Below are 24812 nucleotides of genomic sequence, written 5' to 3'. Positions count from 1 at the left end.
TTTGCTGGATCATCTGCAAAACTGATCAAATGGCAAAACCAAAAAAGAATATTTTTGAAAGATTTTCAGATTGGGCCACAAAATTTACCGGTAGCCCGCATGCTTTCATTGGTGCAGCTGCTATTGTATTGATCTGGGCTGCTTCGGGGCCGGTATTCAATTATTCCGAAACATGGCAGTTGGTCATCAATACCGGAACCACTATCATTACCTTTCTGATGGTTTTTCTCATCCAGAAAGCTCAGAATAAAGATTCAAAAGCTATCCAGATCAAACTGAATGAGCTGATCGCTTCACATGAAAAATCCAGCAACAGGATCGTAGATATTGAAGACCTTACAGAGAGTGAGCTGGACCAGCTGCATACCTATTATGAAAAGCTGGCATATCTTGCTAAAGAAGACTCAGATATCCATATGTCTCATTCCATAGATGCAGCCCAAAGAAATCAGGACTATAAGCATGAGTTTTTCAAAAGAAAACACGAAGAATGGCTAAGCAAAAAACAGAAAAAGGAATCAGAATGATTCCTTTTTTCCATTTTTATACAGGTTTCAGCCCTACTTTTTCATGAAGTAATTAAAATAAGAACAGCTTCCCATTAAGCTCCTGGAGGTTTCAGTATCTGCATACTGTGTTTTCAGCAGGGCAAAGTAGGTTCTGAACTTTTGATTTTTGATCTCATGCAATTGCTTTTCATGCGCATCGGTTTTTTCAGACCATTTAGGATCCGAATAATCCACATTCGCCGTATTCTTGGCTTCATACTGATAATATTTGCCCTGTTCCGCACTAGCCATCTGGAAAAGTATCCTTGCTTTATCTTCTTTATCGGTTGAAAGATCCAATGCTTTTTTATAGTAGCCGATGGCAAGATCAAAATTATCAGGTTCAATATAAGAGGTACTAAGGAAGTTCTTATAATAGTACTGATAAGGCGTTTTTTTATCAGTTGCCCAGAAATCATACTTCCCACCATTGCTGTTGTCTACGTCCATTACATACAAATGCCTGTAATACCCCAGGATGGACGTATTATAAAGCAGGTTGCCGATTAACTGATTGGCTTTCGCCGCTTTTTCATCCTTGCCGCCGGCAAGTTTTTTAAGCTGGATAAGCGCATCCGCAATTTCCAGTTTGTTCATGCTGCTTTTAATGAATGGGAATTGGGAATAATCTTCGGCAGCCATACTGATATCATCAGAACTTTCAAAGCTTTCCCATACATTATGCCCGAATATAAGACTGGAAATATTTCTGAAACCGTTATATTCTCCGGCTGTATACTGATGCGGTACTTTTGGCTGTGTGCTGGAAACCCAGTCGTAATTAAGCCTCGGGATTCCTATAAAACCCTGTGCTTTTTGATAATAAGATTTTGCTTTCTCAAAATCTCCGGTTCTCATCGCCCGGTCTCCGTAAATCACACCGAAGAAGGCATCAATATTTCCCACATCATCCATGTTTTTGGCAATGATCTGCTGTTCGAACTGTGTTTTGTCCGGTTTTCTGTAAAATTCTTCAACACTTTTCACCAGGCTTGAATTAGGATTGTATTGAAGGTCAGAAAGCCTATTGCTCATCAGGAATGATTTTCCATCTTCACCCTGAAGGAAATAACGGTTGGCCAGAACATCCTTCAGGAAAGAAGCTGTAGAAGGAACAGGCCCATAGTAATTATATTCATCAGTATGGGTGCTGTCCTGTTTTATTTCTTTTTCTATAAAATATTCAGCATAGTTTTTCATCAGATGATCCTCATATTCTGCGGTGATCTTCGGCTGGGAAACAATATCATTAAGAACTTTCATTCTTTTGATCTCTTCAAGATATTCAGGATTGCCTGTTTTAATATCATTCAGGATCTCAGTGCTTGCTTTGTAATCTTTTTTCAGGAACTTAAGATAGGCATCCGATATCTGCCAGAATTCATCTTTTGATTTTTCCTTTGTTTTTTCTGTAAATTTTTCCAGCTCATTCAGGAAATCCTTAGGTTTGTCTTCCGGCCAATAATAATTGGTGTTTTCCGTAAAGAAAGGGATCCTGTCAGGGTTTTCCAATAATTCATCATCACTCTGATCTGTTTTATTTCCATCGCCGGTTTTATCGGATTTTGACCCTCCGAAAAGATTCTTAAAAAATCTTACGATCTTATCCCAGAAAGAAAGTTCTTTCTTATTTTCTTTTACTTCCGGAGTACTAGTTTTATCATTGCCGGGAACATCTTTTTGGATAGAAAGGTTATCTGTTTTATCCGAAGTATAATAATAAGTAGGCAGATAGCTTCTTTCCAGTTCGTTGATGCTTCTCGCTGCCATTACTTTCAGGATCTCCGAATCCGGATTGATGTCATACATTTTTTCCATAAGAGGGATAGGATTGGCAAAGTCTTCATATCCTAAAAGAAAGTAAGCCATATTTTTTTCCTCACTGGTTCCGGCTCTCTTTAAAATATTATTAAATGAAGCCGTATCTGAAAGCTTCATAGAGACAAATGCAGACTCTTTACGGCTTTTACTGTTCATAAAAACCTGGAAAAAGTTCCAATTGGCATCGCTGTTCATCTGTAATCCTCTTTGGGCTCCGGCAAGCTGGTCAAGTGCCATAAAATAAGGAGCTCCTTTTAATTTAACAGGTTCTACATAGGTTTTAAAAGCCTCCAGCGCCTTATCAAAATTTCTGGTGTAATGATTAAAACGTACCAGCTGAAAACCATACCTCTGCCTGATCTCCGGATTTTTGGCCGCATTATATAAAGAAGTTAAAGCAGCAACCGTTTTGTTATAATCGAGATTAGTGGCATTTTTATCGCTTTCTGCAGGAGTATAAAAAAAGGAATCCGGGTTTTCCACATAATTGATCTTCATGTAAGGCTCCAGATATTTGGCTTCAATGAGATAATCAATTCCTTCACTGTATCTTTGATAAAAGCCTGTGCCCAGTTTCTTCAATAAAGGATTGTTAGGATTTCCCCTTTTCAGATCATTGAGGTCATTCATGGGCATTTTATTCACCAGATAATCAGTTTCACTGTAGGTTAACTGGTTGTTGAAGAATTTTCGCCACGATTCAATATTCTCACTGGGGATCTGGGTAGGTTTGAATTCAGTATAGAATCTTGTTGAATAACTATGCAGAAAGGGCAGGTAAGATTTGTCCTTAATGATGGTCTGGGTAAACAGATTGAAGTAATCATAATCCGGATCTGACCATGCACATGCCTCAGACTTTGTATAAAAAAGTGATAATATCGCCAGTGAAAGAATATGCTTTTTCATATGGTGTTTTGTTTTTTTGAGTTTGGTTCTTATTTATCTTGCAGATCGAGTGGATTTAGCAGATGTTTGTGCTATATTTTTATCCGTGAAAATCTGTGTAATTTATAGAGTTTTATAATGTTTAAAACATATTAAAATTCTGGTCTTTTACAAATTTACTATCTAATTGATAATATATAATGTTAAAGTGACGTATTTTTTTATCCAAAAGACGAACAACGTCTTCAAGCTGATCATCTGTTATCTCTTCAACCTTTATTTTAAAGCCTTTGTTTAAGAAATTACCAAAATAGAAACCATCTTTTATGATCACGATCTCGTTTTCCGAGATTTTTTTGAAGTTTTTATTTTCAAGGTCTTTTTTTGATAAAGCATTTATGAGTTTGTGCTTTCCCAGATGATTGGTAACAATTCCCCAGGAATAGAGGGGCAATGCCACTTCAATTTTTTTTACAGGATAATCTTCCAGTTTGGAAAGATAACTTTTCAGGGTATTGACATCCAGAATGGAATTTTTATCCGATGCCTCCAGAGGTGAGGACGTAGAGTAGCACATTAAATACATTTTTCCCACGGGAGGAATGCCGGTCAGGTTTTTATCCTTTACCTGATGGAGCCGGAGTGTACAGGTGACTTCTTCTCCTGAAGTTTCTTTCAGTACTTTCAGGAATTTAAAATAATCATCCCGTGTGCCTGCCGTCCAGTCACAATCAATCTGGATCTCATTACCGGTTTTGAGATGATAATCTTCAACCTTTTTACGGACGAGTCTGTAGATGCTTTCTGCAAGGAATTTTATTTCATCTGCCTTAATATTCAGAAATGTCTGATTGGTAATAAATACCACGGGAATGATCTGTTTGTCAGTTTCAAAACTTTTATCTTTTGTAATAACGGCTATCGGTTGGAATTTGCCATCCACCTTGTCTACATCAAAAAATCTGGTGAAGAGATAGGGGGCTGTTGCCTCTTTCAGTGCTTTTTTCTCTGCCGGGTTTAATGATAAGTGAGTTTTCCAGTAATAAAAAGTATAAGGATGTGCATCCTTTTGAGTACAGGAAACAAGGAAAAAAAGGATGAATAAAAATCTTATGCCCTTCATTATTGGTAGAATGCACTTTCACAAATACAATTTCCCTTATCCAGTTCAGAAACCGGACAGCAGTCTTCAGATTTTCTTACATTGCCATTCTCATCGGTAAGATAAATTTTTTCCTTATCAAACTTTACATAATATGTCTCGTTATATGTTTTGAAATGAACCTTCATCACTTTGGGATTGTATTTCCCGGCATTGATCTCTTCTCTGGTAATTTCTCCACTTGCCTGATTCATCTGTATGAAACCAAAATAAACATCTCCGTTCTGCTTCACGTCTACATAATAGATAGGTGTACCGGAACCGCTTGCTCTCTGTTCGATGTTAAAGTCCCTTTTGCCTGTGAACGGGGCTTTGGATTGGGCAAAAGCCCTGATGCCAAAACATAAAATAAGTAGGCTGAAAATACTTTTCATATTTCTTTTTTCTCAAAATTAAAAATATTAGAGCAAAAAATAAGCCTGAAAATTTATATAAATCTGCTAATTGATTAAAAATCAAAATATTTTACAGGAAATATTTGTCAATATAAAAATAATCCATAAATTTGCACACTCATTTTAGGGGCGTAGTATGCCTATATCAGAAGTAGAAATTGCTTTAGACCTCTAAAAATGGTGATAATTAATAAGGATAAATTTTATTATAATATAAACAATGTCAGGTATTATTGGTAAAAAAATCGGTATGACATCTTTGTTTAACGAAGAAGGGAAAAACATTCCTTGTACAGTTATTCAGGCTGGTCCATGTCCGGTTTTACAGGTCAGAACCGAAGAGGTTGACGGATATGTTGCCGTGCAACTTGGTTTCGATGACAAGAGTGAGAAGAACGTTGGTAAAGCGTTAGCTGGTCATTTTAAAAAGGCTGGTTCAACTCCGAAAGCTAAAGTGGTAGAATTCAAGAATGAGTTCGAGCACGAAGTAAAAGTAGGAGATTTAGTAGAAGTAAATATGTTTGCTGAAGGCGAGTATGTTGACGTAACAGGTACTTCTAAAGGTAAAGGCTTCCAGGGTGTTGTTAAAAGACACGGATTTGGGGGTGTAATGCAGGCAACTCATGGTCAGCACAACAGACTTAGAGCTCCAGGTTCTATCGGTGCTGGTTCAGACCCTTCAAGAGTATTCAAAGGGATGAGAATGGCTGGAAGAATGGGAGGTAAGCAGGTAACTGTTCAGAACCTTCAGGTATTAAAAGTGGATCAAGAACAAAATCTTTTAGTAGTAAAAGGTGCTGTTCCGGGAGCTAAAAATTCTTATGTAATTATCAAGAAATGGAACTAGTAGTATTAAATACATCAGGAAAAGAGACCGGAAGAAAAGTAACTCTAGACGAAAAGGTATTCGGAATTGAGCCAAATCAGCACGCGGTTTACTTAGAAGTTAAACAGTATCTTGCAGCTCAGAGACAAGGTACTCATAAAGCAAAAGAAAGAAGCGAAATCACAGCTTCTACTAAAAAACTTAAGAAGCAGAAAGGATCTGGTTCTGCCAGATACGGGGATATCAAATCTCCTGTGTTCAGAGGTGGAGGTAGGGTATTCGGGCCAAAACCGAGAGACTACAGATTCAAATTGAACAAAGCTCTTAAGAGATTAGCTAAGAAATCTGTTTTATCTCAGAAATTAAGAGATAACAGCATTAAAGTTTTGGAAGATATGAGCTTAAACGCTCCTAAAACCAAAGATTTCATCAGCGTATTGAATGCGTTGGAACTTAACGGTAAGAAGTCTTTATTCGTTCTTCCTGAAGCTAACAAGAATGTATATTTATCTTCAAGAAACTTACCTAAAACTAAAGTAATGAACTTCAACGAGATCAGTTCTTACGACTTGGTAAATGCAGGTGAGATCATATTCTTTGAAGGTGCAGTTGAAAAATTCCAGGAAAATTTAAAGAAATAAATCATGTCAGTTATTATTAAACCAGTTATCTCAGAAAAGGCTAATTACCTTACAGATTTAAGAGGTTCTTATTCGTTCCTAGTAGATACCAAGGCGAATAAAATCCAGATTAAAAAAGCTGTGGAAGCGGCTTACGGTGTAAAAGTAGCAGACGTTAATACAATGATTTATGCTCCGAAGGTTTCTTCGAAATACACGAAAAAAGGTCTTCAAGTAGGAAAGACAAACAAATTGAAAAAAGCGGTAATCAAACTTGCTGAAGGGGAGGTTATCGATATTTTTGCTGTAAATTAATTATCATTAATAAATAATAGTAATGTCTGTTAGAAAATTAAAACCTATCACCCCGGGACAGAGATTCAGAATTGTAAACAATTTTGAGGAAATTACTACTAACAAACCAGAGAAATCTCTGACAGTTGGTATTAAAAAGTCAGGTGGACGTAACCAAACAGGTAAAATGACCATGCGTTACACCGGAGGTGGACACAAAAAGAAATACAGAATTATCGACTTCAAAAGAAACAAATCTGATATTGAAGCTACGGTAAAAACTGTAGAATACGATCCGAACAGAACTGCATTTATCGCTTTATTAGAGTACACAGATGGAGAAAAGAGATATATCATCGCTCCAAACGGTATCAAAGTAGATCAGAAAGTGGTTTCAGGAGAGAGCGTTGAACCTAATGTAGGTAACGCAATGAAATTGAAAAACATTCCATTAGGTACTGTAATTTCTTGTATCGAAATGAAGCCTGGCCAAGGTGCTATTTTAGCAAGAAGTGCCGGTTCTTCAGCTCAGTTAACTTCAAGAGACGGTAAATATGCGATCATCAAATTACCTTCAGGAGAATCCAGAATGATCCTTACTGAATGTATGGCAATGATTGGTTCCGTTTCCAACTCAGATCATCAGTTAACGGTATCCGGTAAAGCGGGTAGAAGCAGATGGTTAGGTAGAAGACCAAGAACAAGAGCGGTAGTAATGAACCCTGTAGATCACCCGATGGGTGGTGGTGAAGGACGTTCTTCTGGAGGTCACCCAAGATCTAGAAACGGTAAACCGGCTAAAGGTTACAAAACTAGAAAGAAAAACAAAGTGTCTAACCGTTACATCGTATCTAAAAGAAAATAATTATGGCAAGATCACTTAAAAAAGGACCATTCATTCATCATACTTTAGATAAGAAGGTTCAGGCAAATATAGAGTCTGGTAAGAAGACAGTTATCAAAACTTGGTCTAGAGCATCTATGATCTCTCCGGACTTCGTAGGACAAACTATTGCTGTACACAACGGGAAATCTTTTATCCCTGTTTACGTTACAGAAAACATGGTTGGTCACAAGTTAGGCGAATTTTCTCCAACAAGATCTTTCAGAGGTCATGGTGGTAACAAAAATAAAGGAAGCAGATAATCATGGGATCAAGAAAACAAGATAGTTCAATCGCAAGAAAAGAAGCTAGCAAAGACGTTGTAAAAGCTTCATTAAATAATTGCCCGTCTTCTCCGAGAAAAATGAGATTAGTTGCTGATATCATTAGAGGAGAGCAGGTAGATAAAGCTCTTTATATCCTAAAATATTCTAAGAAAGAAGCATCTAACAAATTAGAGAAATTACTTCTTTCCGCTATTGCTAACTGGCAGGTGAAAAACGAAGGTGCGGATATTGAAGAAGCTAACCTTATCGTAAAAGAAATATTCGTGGATAGTGCAAGACAATTGAAGAGACTGAGACCGGCTCCGCAAGGTAGAGGGTACAGAATCAGAAAAAGATCTAACCACGTTACATTAATCTTAGGTAATAAAGAAAATTAATCAAGGTATGGGACAGAAGACAAATCCAATTGGTAACAGATTAGGTATCATCAGAGGATGGGATTCTAACTGGTTTGGCGGAAACGATTATGGAGACAGAATCGCGGAAGACTACAAAATCAGAAGATACCTTGAAGCTAGATTATCTAAAGGTGGTATTTCAAAAATTTACATTGAAAGAACCCTGAAATTAGTAACAGTTACTATTACTACTGCTAGACCGGGACTTATTATCGGTAAAGGAGGTCAGGAAGTTGATAAATTAAAAGAAGAGTTGAAGAAATTGACTAAAAAGGATATTCAAATCAACATCTTTGAAATCAAAAGACCTGAACTTGACGCAGTATTAGTTGCTGATAGCATTGCTAAGCAGATTGAAAACAGGATCTCTTACAGAAGAGCTGTTAAAATGGCTATGGCAGGTACAATGAGAATGGGTGGTGAAGGTATCAAAGTTCAGATCTCAGGAAGATTGAATGGTGCTGAAATGGCAAGAAGCGAATCTTTCAAAGAAGGAAGAATCCCATTGTCTACTTTCAGAGCAGATATCGACTATCATATTGCTGAAGCATTAACTCAATACGGTAAGTTGGGAGTTAAAGTTTGGATCATGAAAGGTGAAGTTTACGGTAAAAGAGAACTTTCTCCACTAGTGGGACAACAGAAGAAAGGACCTTCAGGAGGGGGAAACAGAGGAGACAGAGACAACAGAAGACCTTCAAGGGATAAAAAAAATAATTAATTAGAAGTTAGAAGATAGAAATTAGAAATTAGATCTTCCGTTACAAGAACTGATTTAAATTTTATCTAGCATCTAACATCTAACATCTAACATCTATATTAAATTATGTTACAACCAAAAAGAACCAAATTCCGTAGAGTTCATAAGATGAAGATGAAGGGGATTGCTCAAAGAGGTAATCAACTTGCTTACGGAACTTTCGGGATCAAAGCTATAGAAGGTGCTTGGATCACTGCAAGACAAATTGAAGCTGCGCGTATTGCTGCTACAAGATATATGAAAAGAGAAGGTCAGCTATGGATCAAAATCTTCCCGGATAAGCCGATTACTAAAAAACCAGCCGAAGTAAGGATGGGTAAAGGTAAAGGTGCTGTGGAATATTGGGTAGCTGTAGTAAAACCAGGTAAAATCATGTTCGAAATCGGAGGAGTACCTTACGATATCGCGAAAGAAGCATTAAGACTTGCTGCACAAAAATTACCTGTAGTTACCAAATTTGTAGTTGCTAACGATTTTGTTAAACCTCAATAATCTTTGAATACAATGAAAAAAGCTGATATTAAAAATTTAAGCGCGGGTGATATTCAAGCTCAATTAACTGAAGCAAAAGCTCAATATTCTAAATTGAAATTGGCTCATGCGATCAGCCCAATTGAAAACCCGATCCAAATCAGAGATTTGAGAAAAACAATCGCAAGACTAAATACAGAGTTAACTAACAAACAATAATTTCATTTTACAATGGAAAGAAATTTAAGAAAAGAAAGAATCGGAGTTGTTTCCAGCAATAAAATGGAAAAAACCATTGTTGTTAGTGAAACGATGAGAATGAAACACCCGATGTATGGTAAATTCGTATTGAAAACGAAAAAATATACCGCACACGACGAGAACAACGAATGCAACGAAGGAGATACAGTTCTTATCCAGGAAACTAGACCTTTGAGCAAAAACAAGAGATGGAGATTAGTAAGAATCATTGAAAAAGCTAAGTAATAATGTTACAAACAGAATCAAGATTAAAAGTTGCTGATAACACAGGTGCTAAAGAAGTATTGGTTATCAGAGTTCTGGGAGGAACCAGAAGAAGATATGCTTCAGTAGGTGATAAAATCGTTGTTACGATCAAAGATTCTACACCATCAGGAAATGCTAAGAAAGGTCAGGTATCTAAAGCTGTAGTAGTAAGAACAAAAAAAGCAGTAAGAAGAAAAGATGGTTCATACATCAAATTCGAAGACAATGCTTGTGTATTGCTAAATGCAGCAGGAGAAATGAGAGGTACCCGTGTTTTCGGACCGGTTGCTCGTGAGTTGAGAGACAAAGAATATATGAAAATCATTTCATTAGCTCCTGAAGTACTTTAATTTTTAAAATTTTTAAAGAAAATGTCAACAAAATTAAAAATAAAAAAAGGAGATAACGTTATCGTAACTACTGGTAAAGATGGTATCAAAGGTAAGACCGGTGAAGTTATTGAAGTGATCAAAAAAGAAGGAAAAGACCCGAGAGTAGTGGTTGCAGGACTTAATATCGTTAAAAAACACGTTAAGCCTTCAGCTTCAAATCCTCAAGGAGGAATCGTTGAAAGAGAAGCTTCTATTCATATCTCTAACGTAGCTTTGGTTGGAAAAGACGGAAAAGCTATTAAAGTAGGTTTCAAAAAAGTTGAAGCTGAAAGAAATGGTAAGAAGAAAGAAGTGAGCGTAAGAATCAACAAAAAAACGGGTGAAACTTTATAATTTGAAATAACACATGGAATATATAGCAAGACCCAAAAAAGCATATAAAGAAACGATTGTTCCTGCAATGATGGAAGAATTCGGGTACAAGTCAGTAATGCAGGTACCTAGATTGGAGAAGATCATCCTGTCTCAAGGACTAGGTGATGCTACTGCAGACAAAAAAATCATTGACTATGCTGTAGAAGAACTAACGAATATCACTGGTCAGAAAGCCGTAGGTACGATCTCTAAGAAAGACGAAGCTGCTTTCAAACTAAGAAAAGGGATGCCTGTAGGTGCTAAAGTTACACTAAGAGCAAACAAAATGTATGAGTTCTTAGATAGATTAACGTCTTCTGCGTTGCCGCGTATTAGAGATTTCTCTGGTATTAAAGCTGATGGTTTCGATGGTAGAGGTAATTATAACTTAGGTATTACTGAGCAGATTATCTTCCCTGAGATCGTAATCGACAAAGTGAAAAAAATCCAGGGGATGGACATCACTTTCGTTACCACTGCGAAAACAGATAAAGAAGCTAAAGCATTATTAACTCACTTCGGTTTACCATTTAAAAAGAACTAAGAAATGGCTAAAGAATCAATGAAAGCGCGTGAGCGCAAAAGAGAAGCACTGGTTGCTAAATACGCTGACAAAAGAAAAGCTTTAAAAGAAGCTGGTGATTATGAAGCACTTCAGAAATTACCTAAAAATGCTTCTCCTGTAAGATTGCACAACAGATGTAAGTTGACAGGTAGACCAAGAGGATATATGAGAACGTTTGGGATTTCCAGAGTAACTTTCAGAGAAATGGCAAACAACGGTCTTATCCCGGGAGTTAAAAAAGCCAGTTGGTAATAATTACTAATTAAAATCGGGACAATTAAGTTGTTCAGATACTAAAGATAAAAAATATCAGGCCTAAGATCATCTGAAGTCTGATATTTTACTCTTCAAGTCTTTGCAAAACTGATTGTCTTTAACCAATAATTTTAAAATAGAAAAATGGTAACAGATCCAATTTCAGATTTCCTAACAAGAGTAAGGAACGCACAAAGCGCAGGCCACAAAGTGGTGGAAATTCCTGCATCGAAAATCAAAAAGGAGATTACTAAGATCTTATTTGATCAGGGGTATATCTTAAACTACAAGTTTGAGGATAGCGCTGTTCAGGGTACGATCAAAATCGCTTTAAAGTATGACAAGCAAACCAACAAGCCGGCTATAAAGTCTATTCAAAGGGCTTCAAGACCAGGTTTGAGACAGTACAAAGGTTCTACTGAACTTCCAAGAGTACTGAACGGTTTGGGTATTTCTATCATCTCTACTTCTAAAGGAGTAATGACTGATAAGAAAGCCAGAGAAGAAAAAGTAGGCGGTGAAGTAATCTGCTATGTTTATTAATTTTTAATCAAAGGAAAATGTCAAGAATTGGTAAAGCAATTATAACTATTCCTGCCGGAGTTACAATCACCGAAAATGAAGGTGTAGTAACTGTAAAAGGTCCAAAAGGAGAACTTTCTCAGGGACTTACAGGAGGAATTACTTTAGAACAAAAAGATGGAGAGCTGAATGTAAACAGACCATCAGATTCTAAGCAACACAGAGCGCTTCACGGTTTATACAGAGCGTTAATCAACAATATGATTGTTGGTGCATCAGAAGGTTTCGAAAAGAAACTAGAATTGGTAGGAGTAGGATACAGAGCTTCTCATTCAGGTCAGAAACTTGAGTTGGCTTTAGGATTCTCTCACGGTATCGTATTAGAACTTCCTGGTGAAGTAAAAGTGGATACATTGACTGAAAAAGGTAAAAACCCGATTATTACTTTAACGTCTCACGATAAGCAACTTCTAGGAATGGTAGCTGCAAAAATTCGTTCATTCAGAAAGCCTGAGCCGTACAAAGGAAAAGGTGTAAGATTCGTTGGTGAAAATGTTAGACGTAAAGCTGGTAAATCTGCTTAATAAATTATAAGAAAATGGCATTAAGTAAATTAGAAAAAAGAATAAGAATCAAAAGAAGAGTGAGAGGGAAAATCTCAGGTTCTTCTGAATTGCCAAGATTATCTGTATATAAAAGTAATAAGGAAATTTACGCTCAGTTAATCGATGATAACAGTGGAAAAACTTTAGCTTCTGCTTCTTCCAGAGAGAAAGGAGTTGATGCTAACGGAACTAAGACTGAAGTTTCTGCTGCCGTAGGTAAAGCTATTGCTGCTAAAGCTATCGCTGCAGGAATTGAAAATATAGTGTTTGATAGAAACGGATTCGTATACCACGGCAGAGTTAAGGCTCTTGCTGACGGTGCGAGAGAAGGAGGACTTAAATTCTAATCATTAAAATTTCGGAAATATGTTAGGACTAGATAATATAGAAAGAGTAAAACCGGGAGGATTAGAACTTAAAGATCGTCTCGTAGCTGTAAACAGAGTAACAAAAGTAACAAAAGGAGGTAGAGCTTTCGGATTTTCTGCTATCGTAGTGGTAGGGAACGAAGACGGAGTTATCGGTTACGGACTGGGAAAATCTAAAGAGGTTGCTTCTGCAATTGCTAAAGCAGTTGAAGACGCTAAGAAAAACCTTGTAAAAGTTCCTGTAATGAACCACACTATTCCTCATCAGACTACAGCCAGATATGGTGGTGCAGATATCTTCTTAAGACCTGCTTCCCACGGTACGGGACTTATCGCCGGAGGTGCGGTAAGAGCGGTATTGGAATCTGCAGGTATTCACGATATCCTTTCAAAATCTAAAGGATCTTCTAACCCTCACAACGTGGTGAAAGCTACTTTCAAAGCGTTATTGGATATCAGAAGACCTGAAGAAATCGCTAGAATGAGAGGAGTTTCTCTAAGTAAAGTGTTTAACGGTTAATATATAAAACAATGGCAACAATCAAAGTAAAACAAGTAAGAAGCGCTATTGGAAGAACAAAAACCCAAAAGAGAACGCTTGAAGCATTAGGATTTAAGAAACTTCACCAAGTTGTAGAACACGAAGCTACTCCTTCTATCTTAGGAATGATAGCTGCAGTTAGTCACTTACTTGAAGTTCAGAAATAATTAAAAATTCAAAGATTAAAAGATTAAAGTATTCTTTCTATCTTAGTCGGAATTTTTTAATCTTTAAATTATTTAATCTTTAAATCAATAAAAAAATGAATTTAAACAACATAAAGCCAGCTGCAGGATCAACTTTCAATTCAAAAAGAATTGGTAGAGGACAAGGTAGCGGAAAAGGTGGTACTTCTACAAAAGGGCATAAAGGACAAAAATCAAGAGCTGGTTATTCTCAGAAGATCGGTTTTGAAGGTGGACAAATGCCTTTACAAAGAAGATTACCTAAATTCGGATTCAAAAACGTAAACAGAAAAGAGTTTAGAGCTATCAATTTGGATTCTATCCAGACTTTAATAGAAAATAAATCTATCACAGGAGATATTACTAAAGAAGTTTTGGTCGCAAACGGTTTAGCAACTAAAAACGAATTAGTGAAAATTATGGGTAGAGGAGAATTGAAATCTGCGGTTTCGATCTCTGCTGACAAATTCACTAAATCTGCGGAAGAGCTTATCTCTAAAGCAGGTGGAAAAGCAATTACCTTATAATAATCACTAATGAAAGAATTTATACAAACCCTCAAAAATATTTGGAGCCTAAAAGAATTAAGAGATAAAATTCTCTTCACATTAGGTATTATCCTTGTGTATAGATTCGCATCTTATATCTCCCTACCTGCAATTAACCTTGCGGAAGTAGGAGATCTCTTAGAGCATTATAAAAATCAGGGCGGTAACAAGCAAGGAGCAGGTCTCCTTGGCTTGCTTTCGTCGTTTACGGGAGGAGCTTTCAGCCATGCTTCCGTAATGGCGTTAGGAATCATGCCTTATATTTCTGCTTCTATTATTGTTCAGTTGATGGGGATGGCTATTCCCTATCTTCAGAAACTTCAGAAAGATGGAGAGTCAGGTAGAAATACATTGAATCAGATTACAAGATGGTTAACGATCGGAGTTTGTTTAGTGCAGGCCCCTTCCTATTTAACCTCTATTACTCAATTATTCTTACCGTACGCTCAGTTCCAGTCTGCATATTATGTAGAGCCCAATTCTGTGATGTTCTGGCTGCCAAGTATTGTTATCCTGGTTGCCGGTTCAGTATTCGCAATGTGGTTAGGTGAAAAGATTACCGATAAAGGGATCGGAAATGGTATTTCTATCCTTATTATGGTAGGGATCCTATCCAGATTACCGGAAGCATTCGTACAGGAAATGGCCGTGCAGAACGGAAAAGGTGGAATGGGGTCTATCATGATCCTTATTGAAGTGTTGTTCTGGATGTTGGTGGTTCTTTTAGCAGTAGTATTATCTGTTGCTGTTAGAAAAATTCCAATTCAATACGTAAGCAGAGCTCAGGCAAGAGGAGGTGTAAACAGAAATCTTATGCAGGGAGCAAGACAATGGATCCCATTGAAAGTTAATGCTGCCGGTGTTATGCCGATCATCTTTGCACAGGCACTGATGTTCGTACCGGGCTTGTTAACAAAATTTGATGAGTCCAATACTTTTCTTGCCGGTTTCAAGAATGTTTTTAGCTGGCAATACAATGTATTGTTTGCATTATTAATTATTATTTTCTCATTTTTCTATACTGCAATTACCATTCCCGTGAACCAGATGGCCGATGATCTCAAGAGAAACGGAGGGTTGGTACCGAAGGTAAGACCAGGAAAAGAGACAGCCGATTATTTAGATGATATTTTATCAAAAATTACCTTGCCAGGTGCAATATTTTTGTCTATCTTTGCAGTCCTTCCGGCGATTGTACACGGAAGCTTTGTTCAGACAGATGCGTTCGCCCTATTTTTCGGGGGAACATCACTATTGATTATGGTTGGAGTAATTTTAGATACTGTTCAACAGATTAATACATATCTGCTGAACCATCAGTATGATGGCTTAATGCAGTCTAAATTATCAAGAACGACTGGATATTAATTTATGGCAAAACAAAAACATATTGAACAGGATGGCGTGATCGTGGAAGCACTTTCTAACGCCATGTTCCGTGTAGAACTTGAAAATGGACATATACTCATTGCCCATATTTCCGGTAAAATGAGAATGCATTATATTAAGCTTTTACCTGGAGATAAGGTGAAATTAGAAATGTCTCCCTATGATTTGACAAAAGGGAGAATTACATTTAGATATTAAACAATCTGCCAAATGGGATTTTTTGAATCTCCATTTGGCTATTGTTGAAAAATAAATACTATCAAAATGAAAGTTAGAGCATCAATTAAAAAAAGAAGTGCTGATTGCAAAATTGTACGCAGAAAAGGTGTGCTTTTCGTGATCAACAAGAAGAACCCAAAATTTAAACAAAGACAAGGCTAAAATTAAATTATGGCGAGAATTTCAGGTATTGATTTACCAAAAAACAAAAGAGGCGTTATCGGTTTAACTTACATCTACGGAATCGGAAGAAGTACTTCTTCAGAAATCCTTAAGGCTGCCGGTATCAGCGAAGATAAGAAAGTCAACGAATGGAATGACGATGAATTGGCTGCAATCAGAACGTATATCTCTGAAAACATTAAAGTAGAAGGAGAATTGAGATCTGAAGTGCAATTGAACATCAAGAGATTGATGGACATAGGATGCCAACGAGGAATACGTCACAGACTAGGATTACCTTTAAGAGGCCAGAGAACGAAAAACAACTCAAGAACCCGTAAAGGAAAGAGAAAAACTGTTGCTAACAAGAAAAAAGCTAGTAAATAATCGTTAGGAATTATGGCAAAACAAACTAAAGTAGTTAAAAAAAGAAAAGTAAAAGTTGAAGCTATTGGTGAAGCACATATTCAGGCTTCTTTCAATAACATCATCATTTCTTTAACAAATAAAAACGGAGAGGTTATCTCTTGGGCTTCTGCCGGTAAAATGGGTTTCAGAGGTTCTAAAAAGAATACTCCATTTGCTGCTCAGATGGCAGCTGAAAATTGCTCTGCTGTAGCTCACGAAGCTGGATTAAGAAGAGTAAAGGTGTTTGTGAAAGGTCCAGGTGCAGGTAGAGAGTCTGCAATCAGATCTATTCACAATTCAGGAATTGAAGTTAGTGAAATCATTGATGTGACTCCTATGCCGCACAATGGATGTAGACCACCAAAAAGAAGAAGAGTTTAATTTTTAGAATTTACCCATTATGGCAAGATATATTGGACCTAAAACTAAGATTGCTAGAAAGTTTGGTGCTGCAATCTACGGAGATGACAAAAACTTCGAGAAAAGAAAAAACCAACCACCAGGACAGCATGGTCCTAACAAAAGAAGAGGTGCTAAAAAATCAGAATATGCAGTTCAGTTAGCTGAAAAGCAAAAAGCTAAATATACTTACGGTATTTTAGAAAGACAATTTGCTAATTTATTTGATAAAGCACATAGAAGCAAAGGAGTAACAGGTGAAGTTCTATTACAACTTTGTGAGTCCAGACTGGATAACGTAGTGTACAGATTAGGTTTTGCTAAAACAAGATCTGCTGCCAGACAATTGGTTTCTCACAGACACATTACTGTGAACGGAGAGATCGTAAACATTCCATCTTATTTGCTTAAAGCAGGTGATGTGATCACTGTAAGAGAAAAATCCAAATCTCTTGAGGTTGTTACAAATTCATTGGCTTCTAAGTCAAACTATGAGTGGTTACAATTCAACGATGAGAAGAAAGCAGGAACTTTCATTTCTGCTCCTGAAAGAATCCAAATTCCGGAGGACATCAAGGAAAACCTTATCGTCGAACTTTACTCTAAATAATTTTTTAATCAAATTTTTGCTCAACCCAATAATATGGCAATTTTACAATTCATAAAACCCGATAAAGTAATTTTACTTAACTCTGATGAATTTAAAGGTCAATTTGAATTCAGACCTTTGGAACCAGGTTTCGGGCTTACAATCGGTAATGCTTTGAGAAGAGTGTTGCTTTCTTCTCTGGAAGGTTATGCTATTTCATCTATCAAAATAGAAGGTGTAGAGCACGAATTTTCAACTATTCCAGGAGTAATCGAAGATGTTACCGAAATTATTCTTAACCTTAAGCAGGTAAGATTAAAAGCTGCGGCAGAAAACCAAGCTAATGAGCAGGTGGTTGCTAAAGTTTCGGGGCAAACGGTTATTACTGCTGGTGATTTAGGTAAATCAATGAACGGATTTGAGGTGCTGAACCCGGATCTAGTGATCTGTAACCTGAACAGTGACGTAACTTTCGAAATTACTTTCAATATAGAAAAAGGGAGAGGCTATGTTCCTTCAGAACAAAATAAGTCAAACAATGCACCTGTAGGTACCATTGCCATTGACTCTATTTTCACGCCGATCAAGAAAGTACAGTACAGCATTGAAAATTATCGTGTAGAGCAAAAAACAGACTACGAAAAACTTGTATTAGATATCGAAACTGATGGTTCCATCAGTCCTCAAAACGCTTTAACAGAAGCTTCCAAGATATTGATTTATCATTTCATGCTTTTCTCTGATGAGAGAATCACACTTGAAACCGAAGCTGTAAAAGCATCTATCCAATACGATGAAGAAACACTTCATACAAGACAGCTTCTTAAGTCTAAATTGGCAGATATGGATCTTTCAGTAAGAGCCCTTAACTGTCTGAAGGCTGCAGAAGTAGAAACTCTTGGAGAATTGGTTTCTTACAGTAAGTCTGATTTGATGAAATTCAGAAATTTTGGTAAAAAATCTTTGACAGAACTAGAAGAATTAGTGCATTCAAAAGGTCTTAACTTCGGTTTCGACGTTGCAAAATATAAGTTAGACGCTGATAAATAATTAATAATGAGACACGGTAAAAAATTCAATCACTTAGGAAGAACAGCTTCTCACAGAAGTGCTTTACTTTCTAATATGGCTTGTTCTCTAATTGAGCATAAAAGAATCAACACTACTGTAGCTAAAGCAAAAGCTTTAAGAGTATATGTTGAGCCTCTATTAACAAAAGCAAAAGAAGATACTACACATAACAGAAGAACTGTTTTTTCATATCTTCAAAGTAAAGAAGCGGTTACTGAACTATTCAGAACGGTAGCTCCTAAGATCGCTGAAAGAAACGGTGGTTATACAAGAATCATCAAAACAGGTTTCAGACCAGGTGATGCTGCTGATACGGCTCTTATTGAGCTTGTAGATTTCAACGAGCTTTACAATCCTAATGCTGAAGAGAAAAAAGCTACAAGAAGAAGCAGAAGACCTGCAACAGCTAAAAAAGCTGAAACTGTAGTTGCTGAAGCACCTAAAGCAGAAGAAAAAGTTGAAGAGCCAAAAGCGGAAACAACCGATTCTACTGAGGAAAAAACTGAAGAATAATAAGACTTTTTCAGATATAAATAAAAAACCGTTCACACTCTGAACGGTTTTTTTATGCCCTATATTTTTGTTTTTACAAGCTGGATAATAGCGTTGCCCTGATCCAGGATCAGGCTGTCGCCTTTTACTTCAGCCTTCATATCGTCTTTCTGATACAATGCTCCATCCGTAGTAGACTTAAGCTTAGGCAATGTAAATGTCTTTTTATTGCTGGTAATAGCGACTGTACTTTCTTTTGGACTTTCTGTAAAGACTACTTTTACCAGGCTTCCGTCAGTCGCTTTATAAACAGAAGATCTCACTTCCGTCTTTTTACCATTAACTTCTAAGGAAGATGATGACTCTGTTAGGGAATCCGTTTTGCCATTATGGTCTGTAATGGTTGTTACTGACCTGTCCGATTTAATAATGCTCTTATTCCCGCTTTCATTCTTTTTACAGCCTATCGATAATAAGATAAAAGAGGCTGCAATTAAAAGTCCTTTTTTCATGATATTTATTTTTACGTATAGCTAGAGATTAATTTTCTATGATAAGGAAAAATTTATTAAATTTAGTAAAAACAAAAAACAAACCAATAACCCCAACTCAAATCCTGAAAATTACACAAACGTGTAATTGTTTCTATTTTATTTTCTATTGAAATTTGTCTTAACAAAACTGATGCAACATGAGCATTTCCATAGCCATAGTAGAAGATGAGAAAAACTACAACAATGCGTTGAAGAAGGTCATTAATTATCAGAATGACATGAAGGTGGTTGCCCAGTTTTTTGATGGAAGCGAAGCTTTGAAGAAACTGGCCGATCTTTCTCCAGATGTGGTTATGATGGATATTCAGCTTCCGGATATGCTCGGAATTGAAATTATTGAAAAGTTAAAAAAGCAAATGCCCGGAACCCAGTTTATTATGTGTACCAGCTTTGAAGATGATGAAAAGATATTCAATTCTTTAAAAGCCGGAGCCGTGGGCTACCTTATCAAAGGAGAAAGTATGGATAAGATCCTTACCTCTATACGCGATGCCTGCCAGGGTGGCGCTCCTATGAGTTTCTCCATTGCCCGAAGAGTTTTAAGCCACTTTGAAAAAAAAGAGGTAAAAGGCTTTGAAGAAATCACGGAACGGGAAATAGAAGTCCTGGAACTTTTGGCGCAGGGGTGCCTTTATAAAGAAATCGCCGATAAAAAATGTATAAGCATTGATACTGTAAAAAAACACGTTGGCAATATCTACAGAAAATTGCATGTCAGCAATAAAGTAGAAGCAATTAATAAATTTAACCATTTTAAAAAATAGAAATTATGAAGAAAAAAAAATTAGCTTGTGAAGAATTGAAACCAATATTGATTGAGAGGATACGGGGATTTTCTTGTGAAAATTTTTCGGAGGATAAAGGTATAATTAAGGCTGTAATGATTGATGAATTAACGAAAGGTGATTCATCATTGATGATAAATTACGGACAAATGTTTTCGGATTATATACCTTCATGTTTTAAAATAAATAATCTTGATGTTATAATAAGTAGAGCAGAAGTGGACGGATGGGATTACCTACACGTTTATTTTATTCTTAAGAATGATACTGTTTCTTTATTGTTTTGGTTTAATAATGATGCTCAGAATATTAGTTATAGCTCATTTTCTGGTACATCGGTATATATACTAGAAAATGATAATGCAATTGTGGGAGATGAACATAATTATCAAACATATATAGATGATTTTAAACGTTATTATGAACATGAAGCACAATATCAAAATATCACAAGATATATTACATATAAAATGACTAAAATTTTAAGAAATTTTAATAATTATGGACCATGTTTTTATCTTAGAGCTGGGAGATTTAAAAATGGGATAATTAGACCGACTCTAATTTTTGAAATACTAAAAAAAAATTGCAGTATACCTGTTCTTACTGCTGGTAGGTTTGCCCAGTTTGATATGGGAGATTTAAGGCCATAAATGATTATTGGAATAGTTTACAAAATAATATTATTACTTGTAGTAATAAAATCATATATTTTGAGCAGAAAATTTGGGTTTTCTGCTCAAAGTTATTTATTTGTATATTTATTCATTTCCTTTTTCACGGACTCACTTTCATTTTCTCTTTTCTTATTATATCCGGAATCTAAGAACGGGATAATATATAATTTATATGATATTTTTTCTATTATATTCTTTTGTTTTTATTTTTCAATAATTTTCAAAAATTATTTTAGAAACTTGTTGTTTTTTACAGGAAGCAGTTCAATATTTTATATAATATTTTGTACTAATTTTCTTGAATTGGATTTTGATAAAAATATAGGAATAACACTAATATCATTTTACATAATAAATTCATTAATGTGGTTTTATCAGAAAATATCTTTTTTTGATGAACATAAAATTATTGATGATCCAGGATTTTGGATATCTGCTGCTCTATTAATGTGGAGTTGTTTTTTTCTTTTTAGAGTTACTCCTATGTTTTACTTTGCCAAAAAAGATAATGAATTTCTTGAATTTTTAAAAATAGGACAGAATATTATAAATATTGGAATGTATAGTATGTTTTATATCTCACTATTAAAATATGAAAAATTAAATTATGAGTCGTATCGAAGATGATGTAAGGCTTGCCTATGTCATTGCTATTGGGATAATGATGACTTTTGTTGTTTTTATTATTTTCGTGGTTTTAACTTATAACCGAAAACAGCTTCTGTACTTAAAAGAAAAGCAACTCAAAGAAGCCGAACATCAAAACCAGCTTCTCCAAAAAGAGCTCGAAAAGCAAAAATCCCTGGAAAATGAACGCGAGCGTATTTCCCATGATATGCATGATGATTTAGGAGCGGGTATTTCAGCACTTAAACTTCAGGCTGAATTTTTAAAACAGAAAGCAGGAAATGATGATATGATCGGCGATATTGATGAACTTTTGAAAACCTCTGAAGAAATGAATCTGTCCATGCGCGAAATGCTTTGGAGCTTAAATCCGGGAAATGATACGCTGGGAAGTTTTATAAATTATGGGATTATCTATGCGGAGAATTTTTTAAGGAAAACAAAAATACAATTGTTGTCTGAAAGCGAAGATATAGTTTTAGAAACCCCTATTTCAACAGAATGGAGGCGGAATATGTTCTTGTGTCTGAAAGAAGCGGTAAACAATGCTTATAAATACAGTCAGGCAGATACCGTTAAGCTTTCTTTTGTACAAGAAGAAAAGGATTTTCTTATGAAAATTTCCGATGAAGGTATAGGAATAGATCCCGGAAAGCCTGGTGGAAATGGACTCAGGAATATGAAAAGGAGAATGCAGGAATTGGACGGAGTATTTGAGATTTTACCGGTTGAAAAGGGAACTCAGTTGGCTTTTAAGACAAAGATATAGGCTTATTGAAAATTTTAAGTCTCCGGGCGGCGCTGAAAGCGCCGCCCGGAGACTTTTTATAATCACCCTTTTGTGTAATTGACTGAATTTGTTTTTTGATAGAACTTTGAGGTAACAAACCTAAAAAAATAATAATCATGAAAACAATTGCTAATTACACGATAGAGTGGAGTATAGATTCTAATACAGGATTGATTCAACTAAAGTTTACAGATGGTGAGGAACGAATTGTGGAAGATTTAGATTTTGAAACATTTATGGCTTTAGTAAAAATACTGGAAAAGGGAAGTGCCAGGTTTGATCCGGCAAAAAATTCAATCTATAAAAGACTATAAAATGAAAACTACACTTTTTTTAATTACAGCTTTATTGCTTGTTTCCTGCGGGACAACACATAAAGCGACCTTAGAGGAACTTAAAAATACAAGTTCAAATTATCAGATGTCCTATGATGCTATGAGGCGGGGTGCTATTTTGAGTATTGATGATAAAGGCAAAATCAATAAAATTCTATCAGAAGTACAGCCTGATGCAGCCATAGCCACTACTACAGATATTACGAGTAAGCTTGCGGCTAACTTAAAGTCCGGAGATAATATTTCAGCAGAACAAATGACTAAAATAACCGAAAGCTTGTCAAAGTTAGGAGAAAGAACTGCTCCGGTAAATATGCTTAGAGATGCTTTATACAGGCTTGAAGAACATTGTATCAATTTTAGTGCACACTGTTCAGGAGAACTCTATTGGAAAAGCTTTGATGCTGTAGTTAATTCTATTACACAATTGCAAAAAGATATTACCAAGACAATTGATGCTGAAACTGAGAAAGTAAATGCAGAAACTGAAAAAATGCAAAAATTTCGTGAGCTTACCCCAGAAGAACAGACAAAGTATAAATAACATAAAGTTTGATTATATAAAGCTAACCACATAACCTATACTTAATTCTCCAAATAAATTTTGGAGAATTTTTTATTTTCTAACAAAGAATAAGGATAATACCAAAATTAACTAAAATTTAACTCAGAATAATGGTATAAAATAGGCTTATAATGCTTACAAAATTTAAAAAATAATTAAATTTGTCAGAATTATAAAAAAACAAACAATGAGTTACATTTCTTACATAGAAGCAAGACAAATTCTGGATTCCAGAGGAAATCCGACAGTTGAAGTAGATGTTTTCACAGAAAGCGGGGCAATGGGACGTGCTGCGGTTCCTTCAGGAGCATCTACCGGAGAACATGAGGCAGTAGAATTACGTGATGGCGGTTCCGAATATATGGGAAAAGGAGTTCTTAAAGCTGTAGAGAATGTAAGAGAAGTAATAGCGCCTGAGTTGGTTGGGCTTCCTGTTTATGATCAAAACCTTATTGATCAGATCATGATCGATCTTGATGGAAGCAGCAACAAAGGAAATCTTGGAGCCAATGCCATTCTCGGTGTTTCTTTGGCGGCAGCAAAAGCGGCAGCGGCAGAATTGAAAATGCCTTTGTATAAATATGTAGGAGGTGTCAATGCCAACACACTTCCGGTTCCGATGATGAATGTTATTAACGGTGGATCTCACTCAGATGCCCCTATTGCATTTCAGGAATTTATGATCATGCCGGTGAAGGCAGACTCTTTCTCTCATGCATTGAGAAAAGGAACAGAGATCTTCCATAACCTGAAATCTATCCTTCATTCAAGAGGTTTGTCTACGGCAGTCGGTGACGAAGGAGGTTTTGCACCTACTTTCAAAGGAACAGAAGATGCTTTGGATACCCTTCTTCAGGCTATTGAAAAAGCAGGCTATAAGCCGGGTGACGATATCATGCTAGCTCTGGATTGCGCAGCTTCAGAATTTTATAAGGACGGGATTTATGATTACAGAAAATTCCAGACTCAGGACTCTGCGCAGTTCAGCAGCAGTGAGCAGGTTTCTTACCTTGCTGAATTAGCAGCTAAATATCCGATCATTTCCATTGAAGACGGGATGCAGGAAAATGACTGGGAAGGTTGGAAAATGCTGACCGATAAGATCGGGGACAGAGTTCAGCTGGTAGGAGATGATTTATTTGTTACCAATGTTGAAAGGCTGTCCAGAGGAGTTAAAGAAGGAATTGCCAATTCTATTCTTGTAAAAGTGAATCAGATCGGTTCCCTTTCCGAAACAATGGCCGCCGTTCAGATGGCTCAGAATAATAGATTTACTTCAGTAATGTCTCACAGATCGGGAGAAACAGAAGACGCTACCATTGCCGACTTAGCTGTAGCGATGAATTGCGGGCAGATCAAAACAGGATCAGCTTCAAGATCAGACAGGATGGCTAAGTATAATCAGCTGTTAAGGATAGAAGAAGCTTTGGGTGAAACTGCTGTTTTTCCGGGGTTGGATGCCTTCAAAATAAAGAGATAATACAATCGAAAATATAAATGCAAAGCATAACTAAAAATAGTTGTGCTTTTTCTTTAAAATGCATACTTTTAGGAA

The 24812-nt window shown here is 36.2% G+C and carries 39 protein-coding genes; 35 read left to right on the top strand and 4 right to left on the bottom strand.

Going from position 1 to position 24812, the window contains the following annotated elements:
- The first annotated feature begins 29 nt into the window (after positions 1–29).
- Entirely contained in the window at positions 30–527 is a 498-nt protein-coding gene (locus HNP38_RS08885) for a low affinity iron permease family protein (protein WP_184187979.1), read from the top strand.
- Between the two features lie 33 nt (positions 528–560).
- On the opposite strand, the gene HNP38_RS08880 is transcribed toward HNP38_RS08885, so the two are convergent.
- From HNP38_RS08880 to HNP38_RS08870, 3 genes are all read right to left on the bottom strand, one after another.
- Complete coding sequence (locus HNP38_RS08880; protein ID WP_184187976.1) at positions 561–3278, bottom strand: hypothetical protein; 2718 nt, start codon at positions 3276–3278, stop codon at positions 561–563.
- Positions 3279–3399: 121 nt separating this feature from the next.
- Positions 3400–4380, bottom strand: a complete 981-nt coding sequence (locus HNP38_RS08875; RefSeq protein WP_184187973.1) for a hypothetical protein — start codon at positions 4378–4380, stop codon at positions 3400–3402.
- On the bottom strand, positions 4380–4793 hold the full coding sequence (locus HNP38_RS08870) for a hypothetical protein (RefSeq protein WP_184187971.1): 414 nt from the start codon (positions 4791–4793) through the stop codon (positions 4380–4382). Before HNP38_RS08870 ends, HNP38_RS08875 begins: the two co-directional genes overlap by 1 nt.
- Before the next feature lie 241 nt (positions 4794–5034).
- Here HNP38_RS08870 and rplC point away from each other — a divergent pair, with 241 nt between their 5' ends.
- From rplC to rplQ, 28 genes are all read left to right on the top strand, one after another.
- Entirely contained in the window at positions 5035–5661 is a 627-nt protein-coding gene (gene rplC / locus HNP38_RS08865; protein ID WP_184187967.1) for a 50S ribosomal protein L3, read from the top strand.
- On the top strand, positions 5652–6281 hold the full coding sequence (gene rplD, locus HNP38_RS08860) for a 50S ribosomal protein L4 (protein WP_184187964.1): 630 nt from the start codon (positions 5652–5654) through the stop codon (positions 6279–6281). The genes rplC and rplD overlap by 10 nt, the downstream gene beginning before the upstream one ends.
- 3 nt (positions 6282–6284) lie before the next feature.
- Positions 6285–6575: a 50S ribosomal protein L23 gene (gene rplW, locus HNP38_RS08855; RefSeq protein WP_089754637.1), complete on the top strand. Its 291-nt coding sequence runs from the start codon at positions 6285–6287 to the stop codon at positions 6573–6575.
- 22 nt (positions 6576–6597) lie between these two features.
- Positions 6598–7419, top strand: a complete 822-nt coding sequence (gene rplB, locus HNP38_RS08850; RefSeq protein ID WP_184187961.1) for a 50S ribosomal protein L2 — start codon at positions 6598–6600, stop codon at positions 7417–7419.
- Between the two features lie 2 nt (positions 7420–7421).
- Positions 7422–7700, top strand: a complete 279-nt coding sequence (gene rpsS, locus HNP38_RS08845) for a 30S ribosomal protein S19 (RefSeq protein WP_002983209.1) — start codon at positions 7422–7424, stop codon at positions 7698–7700.
- A gap of 2 nt (positions 7701–7702) precedes the next feature.
- Positions 7703–8101, top strand: a complete 399-nt coding sequence (gene rplV / locus HNP38_RS08840) for a 50S ribosomal protein L22 (protein ID WP_184187958.1) — start codon at positions 7703–7705, stop codon at positions 8099–8101.
- Between the two features lie 7 nt (positions 8102–8108).
- Positions 8109–8843: a 30S ribosomal protein S3 gene (gene rpsC / locus HNP38_RS08835; protein WP_123263715.1), complete on the top strand. Its 735-nt coding sequence runs from the start codon at positions 8109–8111 to the stop codon at positions 8841–8843.
- Between the two features lie 105 nt (positions 8844–8948).
- A complete protein-coding gene (gene rplP, locus HNP38_RS08830) occupies positions 8949–9374 on the top strand; it encodes a 50S ribosomal protein L16 (RefSeq protein ID WP_184187938.1) in 426 nt (141 codons plus the stop codon).
- A 12-nt stretch (positions 9375–9386) separates the two neighbouring features.
- A complete protein-coding gene (gene rpmC / locus HNP38_RS08825) occupies positions 9387–9572 on the top strand; it encodes a 50S ribosomal protein L29 (protein ID WP_027381309.1) in 186 nt (61 codons plus the stop codon).
- Positions 9573–9584: 12 nt separating this feature from the next.
- Entirely contained in the window at positions 9585–9839 is a 255-nt protein-coding gene (rpsQ, locus tag HNP38_RS08820; RefSeq protein ID WP_002661338.1) for a 30S ribosomal protein S17, read from the top strand.
- 2 nt (positions 9840–9841) lie between these two features.
- Complete coding sequence (rplN, locus tag HNP38_RS08815; protein WP_007839504.1) at positions 9842–10210, top strand: 50S ribosomal protein L14; 369 nt, start codon at positions 9842–9844, stop codon at positions 10208–10210.
- Between the two features lie 21 nt (positions 10211–10231).
- Positions 10232–10585 carry a 50S ribosomal protein L24 gene (rplX, locus tag HNP38_RS08810; RefSeq protein WP_184187935.1) on the top strand — a complete coding sequence of 118 codons (354 nt, stop codon included), beginning with the start codon at positions 10232–10234 and terminating at the stop codon, positions 10583–10585.
- 13 nt (positions 10586–10598) lie between these two features.
- Entirely contained in the window at positions 10599–11150 is a 552-nt protein-coding gene (gene rplE, locus HNP38_RS08805) for a 50S ribosomal protein L5 (protein WP_007839502.1), read from the top strand.
- Between the two features lie 3 nt (positions 11151–11153).
- Positions 11154–11423: a 30S ribosomal protein S14 gene (gene rpsN / locus HNP38_RS08800; protein ID WP_007839501.1), complete on the top strand. Its 270-nt coding sequence runs from the start codon at positions 11154–11156 to the stop codon at positions 11421–11423.
- Between the two features lie 147 nt (positions 11424–11570).
- The gene (rpsH, locus tag HNP38_RS08795; protein WP_029297768.1) at positions 11571–11969 is read left to right on the top strand and encodes a 30S ribosomal protein S8; all 399 of its coding nucleotides are present in this window, start codon (positions 11571–11573) and stop codon (positions 11967–11969) included.
- A gap of 17 nt (positions 11970–11986) precedes the next feature.
- Positions 11987–12532 carry a 50S ribosomal protein L6 gene (rplF, locus tag HNP38_RS08790; RefSeq protein WP_184187932.1) on the top strand — a complete coding sequence of 182 codons (546 nt, stop codon included), beginning with the start codon at positions 11987–11989 and terminating at the stop codon, positions 12530–12532.
- A 14-nt stretch (positions 12533–12546) separates the two neighbouring features.
- On the top strand, positions 12547–12900 hold the full coding sequence (gene rplR, locus HNP38_RS08785; protein WP_100377194.1) for a 50S ribosomal protein L18: 354 nt from the start codon (positions 12547–12549) through the stop codon (positions 12898–12900).
- Between the two features lie 19 nt (positions 12901–12919).
- Positions 12920–13441 (top strand): 30S ribosomal protein S5, encoded by a 522-nt coding sequence (gene rpsE / locus HNP38_RS08780; protein WP_047401284.1) that lies wholly within the window; start codon positions 12920–12922, stop codon positions 13439–13441.
- 11 nt (positions 13442–13452) lie between these two features.
- Complete coding sequence (rpmD, locus tag HNP38_RS08775) at positions 13453–13629, top strand: 50S ribosomal protein L30 (protein WP_007839493.1); 177 nt, start codon at positions 13453–13455, stop codon at positions 13627–13629.
- Positions 13630–13724: 95 nt separating this feature from the next.
- Positions 13725–14174: a 50S ribosomal protein L15 gene (gene rplO / locus HNP38_RS08770; protein ID WP_184187929.1), complete on the top strand. Its 450-nt coding sequence runs from the start codon at positions 13725–13727 to the stop codon at positions 14172–14174.
- 9 nt (positions 14175–14183) lie between these two features.
- On the top strand, positions 14184–15563 hold the full coding sequence (gene secY / locus HNP38_RS08765; protein ID WP_184187926.1) for a preprotein translocase subunit SecY: 1380 nt from the start codon (positions 14184–14186) through the stop codon (positions 15561–15563).
- 3 nt (positions 15564–15566) lie between these two features.
- Positions 15567–15782: a translation initiation factor IF-1 gene (gene infA, locus HNP38_RS08760; RefSeq protein ID WP_002983257.1), complete on the top strand. Its 216-nt coding sequence runs from the start codon at positions 15567–15569 to the stop codon at positions 15780–15782.
- Between the two features lie 66 nt (positions 15783–15848).
- Positions 15849–15965 carry a 50S ribosomal protein L36 gene (rpmJ, locus tag HNP38_RS08755; RefSeq protein WP_007839480.1) on the top strand — a complete coding sequence of 39 codons (117 nt, stop codon included), beginning with the start codon at positions 15849–15851 and terminating at the stop codon, positions 15963–15965.
- A gap of 9 nt (positions 15966–15974) precedes the next feature.
- On the top strand, positions 15975–16352 hold the full coding sequence (rpsM, locus tag HNP38_RS08750) for a 30S ribosomal protein S13 (protein WP_076444023.1): 378 nt from the start codon (positions 15975–15977) through the stop codon (positions 16350–16352).
- A gap of 12 nt (positions 16353–16364) precedes the next feature.
- The gene (rpsK, locus tag HNP38_RS08745; RefSeq protein ID WP_002983263.1) at positions 16365–16754 is read left to right on the top strand and encodes a 30S ribosomal protein S11; all 390 of its coding nucleotides are present in this window, start codon (positions 16365–16367) and stop codon (positions 16752–16754) included.
- Between the two features lie 19 nt (positions 16755–16773).
- Positions 16774–17382: a 30S ribosomal protein S4 gene (gene rpsD, locus HNP38_RS08740; protein ID WP_184187923.1), complete on the top strand. Its 609-nt coding sequence runs from the start codon at positions 16774–16776 to the stop codon at positions 17380–17382.
- Between the two features lie 33 nt (positions 17383–17415).
- Entirely contained in the window at positions 17416–18411 is a 996-nt protein-coding gene (locus HNP38_RS08735) for a DNA-directed RNA polymerase subunit alpha (RefSeq protein ID WP_184187907.1), read from the top strand.
- 6 nt (positions 18412–18417) lie between these two features.
- Positions 18418–18945: a 50S ribosomal protein L17 gene (gene rplQ / locus HNP38_RS08730; RefSeq protein WP_184187905.1), complete on the top strand. Its 528-nt coding sequence runs from the start codon at positions 18418–18420 to the stop codon at positions 18943–18945.
- Between the two features lie 59 nt (positions 18946–19004).
- Here rplQ and HNP38_RS08725 read toward each other — a convergent pair whose 3' ends face one another.
- Positions 19005–19436 (bottom strand): hypothetical protein, encoded by a 432-nt coding sequence (locus HNP38_RS08725; protein WP_184187902.1) that lies wholly within the window; start codon positions 19434–19436, stop codon positions 19005–19007.
- Positions 19437–19615: 179 nt separating this feature from the next.
- On the opposite strand from HNP38_RS08725, the gene HNP38_RS08720 reads away from it, so the two are divergent.
- The 6 genes from HNP38_RS08720 (at position 19616) to eno (ending at position 24737) form a co-directional block, all read left to right on the top strand.
- Positions 19616–20242 (top strand): response regulator transcription factor, encoded by a 627-nt coding sequence (locus HNP38_RS08720; protein ID WP_184187898.1) that lies wholly within the window; start codon positions 19616–19618, stop codon positions 20240–20242.
- 5 nt (positions 20243–20247) lie between these two features.
- Complete coding sequence (locus tag HNP38_RS08715) at positions 20248–20916, top strand: hypothetical protein (RefSeq protein ID WP_184187895.1); 669 nt, start codon at positions 20248–20250, stop codon at positions 20914–20916.
- Between the two features lie 631 nt (positions 20917–21547).
- Positions 21548–22336, top strand: coding sequence for a sensor histidine kinase (locus tag HNP38_RS08710; RefSeq protein WP_184187892.1), 789 nt, complete (start codon positions 21548–21550; stop codon positions 22334–22336).
- Between the two features lie 137 nt (positions 22337–22473).
- Positions 22474–22671: a hypothetical protein gene (locus HNP38_RS08705; protein ID WP_184187889.1), complete on the top strand. Its 198-nt coding sequence runs from the start codon at positions 22474–22476 to the stop codon at positions 22669–22671.
- Position 22672: 1 nt separating this feature from the next.
- Positions 22673–23236: a hypothetical protein gene (locus HNP38_RS08700; RefSeq protein ID WP_184187886.1), complete on the top strand. Its 564-nt coding sequence runs from the start codon at positions 22673–22675 to the stop codon at positions 23234–23236.
- 208 nt (positions 23237–23444) lie between these two features.
- A complete protein-coding gene (gene eno / locus HNP38_RS08695) occupies positions 23445–24737 on the top strand; it encodes a phosphopyruvate hydratase (protein ID WP_184187883.1) in 1293 nt (430 codons plus the stop codon).
- The last annotated feature ends 75 nt before the right edge of the window (positions 24738–24812 follow it).

The organism is Chryseobacterium defluvii, from assembly GCF_014204415.1.
In the GTDB taxonomy this organism is placed as follows: Bacteria; Bacteroidota; Bacteroidia; order Flavobacteriales; family Weeksellaceae; genus Chryseobacterium; species Chryseobacterium defluvii_A.
The sequence above is the reverse complement of the archived record's forward strand: the minus strand, read 5'-3'. Positions and strand labels throughout refer to the sequence as shown.